The 3,981-nt window shown below is 47.2% G+C and carries 3 protein-coding genes; 2 read left to right on the top strand and 1 reads right to left on the bottom strand.

From position 1 onward, the window contains the following. Positions 1-1,025: bacillithiol biosynthesis protein BshC (gene bshC, locus VIP81_RS20445; RefSeq protein ID WP_331965492.1), on the bottom strand; the 1,025-nt coding region annotated here is incomplete at its 3' end. A gap of 221 nt (positions 1,026-1,246) precedes the next feature. Here bshC and VIP81_RS20440 point away from each other — a divergent pair. Further along, on the top strand, positions 1,247-2,248 hold the full coding sequence (locus VIP81_RS20440; protein ID WP_331965489.1) for a glycosyltransferase family 4 protein: 1,002 nt from the start codon (positions 1,247-1,249) through the stop codon (positions 2,246-2,248). A 151-nt stretch (positions 2,249-2,399) separates the two neighbouring features. Further along, a partial coding sequence (locus VIP81_RS20435; protein WP_331965486.1) for a glycoside hydrolase family 97 N-terminal domain-containing protein occupies positions 2,400-3,981 on the top strand: 1,582 nt, incomplete at its 3' end.

The raw sequence follows: 3,981 nt of genomic DNA, 5'->3' as shown, positions 1-3,981 counted from the left end.
CCACCGCCTATAAAAGCGAGATTGGGTAGAATCGTTTCCTGGAACATGCCACGTAAAATCACATTCGGGCTGAATCTTTCCGGATGGGCTTCCAGCTCGGCTTCCAACGCATCGGCGGTGAAAGTCAACGACGTGTGTAATACTTTCCACTGATCACCTTCCTGTACAATGCGTTCCCGCATACCGTCCTGTAAATAAAAAAGATTTATTTCCCTGGGATTGGCCTGCATTTTATAATGCGCAGTCAACTTTTCCAGCGTATCATTTACGATGGCATGAGAGGATTGATGAAACAATTCATCCTTTATAACGGGAATGTATAAACGTTTTAAAGCAGGACTGTCCGGTATCAATACTACCAGGCCAAAGCGGCCAAAAAGTGCATCTACCAGGTACAGCGTGGCTTCCTGTATATTCTTATGTTCGAGGTAAGCCTTTTGCAGGAGGGCCATCAGCTCATCTGCATGCGGGGCATAGCCCAGTCCTTTTTTCACTTCTGCCAGCATTACTTCCAGTCCTTCCGGATGCATGCGGCCTACCGCTCCCTGCTGAGGCGTGTTCCAGGTCAGGGTTTTTCCATCCAGGTAAATGCTGCCCAGTTCGTCCAGGTCAGCATCCTCACTGCCCATATAATATACGGGCACAAAATTATGCTGCGGAAATTCCTGTTTCAGTGTGCCACAAAGCTTGATGGTTTGCAGTATTTTATAAGCGAAATAAAGATAGCCGGTAAAAACGTTGGGCTGATGCGCGGTACATACCGTAAAGGTATCCGGTTGCAGGAGTGCAGCAATATTATCGGTTACTGCTTTTACCGGTTCGAGGGAAGCATATTGTGTTTCCAATGCCGCCACCAATGCGGTTCTCGGTGTATCAAAGTTTTGCCTGGCTTTAATAGCCGCTGCAAAGTCCGGACGTACAGGAGAATAGGTATAAAATGGTCTTATCTGCGGATGCTCTGCTAAAAAATCTGTTACCAGCTGGTTAAAATAACCAGTTTTCCCATAAGGAATATACTCCAGCATATTAAGTTGCGAATTACAAATTACCAATTAAAAAAGTCGATGCAGTGCCAATACATCGAAGTTTTTGAATGTACGAAGTTAGGTAAATAGTTAATTGGTTGATCAGATTATTGGTTGGCCGGTATCCAATACCGCCGGAAGGTTTTCTTTGGCGCTTGTTTTGCCAATGCTACCGGGATGGATGGCCGTATGGCCCTCGTTTTACTCAAAACTATTTTGATATGAAGATCGCAATATTGGCTCCAATAGCATGGCGCACCCCTCCCCGGCACTACGGTCCCTGGGAACAAATGGCCAGCAATCTGGCCGAAGGACTGGTTGCTAAAGGAGTGGATGTAACCCTTTTCGCAACGGCCGATTCCATTACTGCCGGCAAGCTATCGGCTATTTGTGCCAAAGGTTATGCAGAAGATCCACAAGCCGATGCGAAAGTGAATGAGTGTATGCATATCAGTTACCTGATGGAACAAGCCGGAGATTTCGATATCATTCATAATCACTTCGACTTCCTGCCTCTCACCTGGTCAGGGTTGATAAAACCCCCAATGGTAACAACGATCCACGGTTTTTCTTCTCCCAAAATAATACCGGTATACCAGCGGTTTAATGATATTGGCAAATATGTATCTATCAGTAACTCGGACCGGCATCCTACCCTGCAATATGCAGCAACTGTTTACAATGGCATCCGGACCGCTGATTTTGCCTTTGAACCCAGTCCCGACGACTATCTCCTGTATTATGGCCGGATCCACCCGGACAAAGGTACCCACGAAGCGGTGCAGATAGCCCTCCACACCGGCTGCCAACTCATCATAGCAGGCATTATCCAGGACGAAGGATACTATAAGGAAAAAGTGAAGCCCTTTATTGATGAAGAACAAATCCGGTATATTGGTGCGGTGGGCGGCAAGAAACGCAGCGAGCTTCTGGGCAGTGCACAGGCTTTACTGCATCCTATCAGTTTTAACGAACCTTTCGGCCTGAGCGTGGCAGAGGCCATGCTCTGCGGCACACCGGTGATTGCTTTTAATAAAGGATCTATGCCGGAGCTGATCATAGACCGCAAAACAGGTTTCCTGGTCAATAACATACGCGAAGCAGCTGCCGCGGTAGAGGATCTCAGCCTGATTAACCGGCTGGACTGTCATTTACATGCCAAAGAAAAATTCAGTGCAGAAAAAATGGTGGAGCAATACATGGCACTGTATGATACCCTATAGTATGCATCTCTCTAAAAAAAATATCCGCATCTGCAGGCCAAAAAAACACGCGTATTTGTCAATATAACGGTTGTATAATCCTGGTCTTTTTGCCTATTTAGCGGTTTGCCTGAAAGTGAACAGGCAGCTGACCTTAATGATACCTAAAAATATGTCCAGGACAATTGTGTTGCTTTGTTGCTTTCTCTTCTGCGTACCCGTTGTATACGCACAATCTTCTCCCCAACTTTCTTCCCCGGACGGGAAACTGCAGTTTACCTTTAATTTATCTGAGAGCGGCGTTCCCGGCTACCAGGTAGCCTATGAGGAAACACCCATCGTACTTCCTTCCGCATTGGGTTTAAATGGGTGGACATCGGGATTTGTATTATCGGAAGTATCCAGATCGCAAAAAGATACCACCTGGAAACCGGTATATGGTGAACGCAGTCTGGTAACAGATCATTATAGGGAGATGACCCTTACCATGATCCAGCATAACGACGAGCAACGGAAATTGCAGCTACAGGTGAGGGCCTATAATGAGGGCATTGCTTTCCGTTATGTGTTGCCAGAGCATCCGCTGGGTGGACGGGACGTTAGCATCAAAAACGAATTAACCGAATTTGCCATGCCGGAAGGCACCAAAGCCTGGTTTACGGGCAGTGCCCAGGGCGCCTATAGTTTGGTTCCCTTAAAAGAATGGAAAGGGCAAAGTGAGCGTCCGCTGGTAGTAGAGCAGCCCGGAGGTTTATATGTATGCCTCGCAGAAGCGCAAATGGTCAATTACTCCCGCATGAAATTTACCCTTCATCCGGAAAAAGCCAATACTATTTGCGCTGCCATTTATGATATCGTTGACTATTTTACGCCATTTGCCACACCATGGAGAGTGGTTATGGCTGCAAAGCGCCCCGGGGATTTACTGGCGGGGAATGATCTGCTGTTAAATCTGAATCCGCCCTGCGCCATAGAAAACACCACCTGGATAAAACCCGGCAAGATCATACGGGAAGTCACCCTGTCGATGAAAGGAGCAAAAGCATGCGTGGACTTTGCGGTAAAACGCCACCTGCAATACATTCATTTTGATGCCGGCTGGTATGGCTATGAGTATGTGGTGGCCTCTGATGCCACCAAAGTAAATGTAGATCCACGCCGCAATCCCAATAGTGACCTGAATTTGCCCGAAGTGATTAAATATGCGGCCGACAAAGGCATTGGCGTGTTTTTATATGTAAACCAACGCGCGCTGTATCAGCAGCTGGACTCATTACTTCCGTTGTACGAGCAATGGGGCGTGAAGGGGATCAAGTTCGGTTTTGTAGAAGTGGGTTCGCACAAATGGACTACCTGGTTGCACGATGCCGTTAAAAAATGCGCCCAATATCATTTGATGGTTGATATACACGACGAGTATCGTCCTACCGGATTTAGCCACACCTATCCAAACCTGCTCACGCAGGAAGGGATACGCGGTGATGAAGAAATGCCCGATGCCACCAGCAATACTATTCTTCCTTTCACCCGTATGATTGCAGGTGCAGCCGATCATACCATCTGCTACTATCATCGGCCGGAGTTGAAGCCCAAGCTGGCGGAAACGCAAAATGCCAGGGTGATGAAAACCCGCTCCGGACACCAGCTTGCCTTGTCTGTTGTGATGTACAGTCCTTTACAGTTTTTATACTGGTACGATAAACCGGAAGATGCACAGGATGAACCGGAGCTTGAATTTTTTGATCAGGTACCTA

The organism is Chitinophaga sp. (assembly GCF_036566945.1).
In the GTDB taxonomy this organism is placed as follows: domain Bacteria; phylum Bacteroidota; class Bacteroidia; order Chitinophagales; family Chitinophagaceae; genus Chitinophaga.
Note: the sequence above shows the minus strand (reverse complement) of the source record. Positions and strands in the feature narration are given on the sequence as shown.

What these genes read in the sequence shown, in the direction of transcription:
- VIP81_RS20440 (WP_331965489.1), top strand. Translation starts at nt 1,247, where the DNA reads ATGAAGATCGCAATATTGGCTCCAATAGCATGGCGCACCCCTCCCCGG.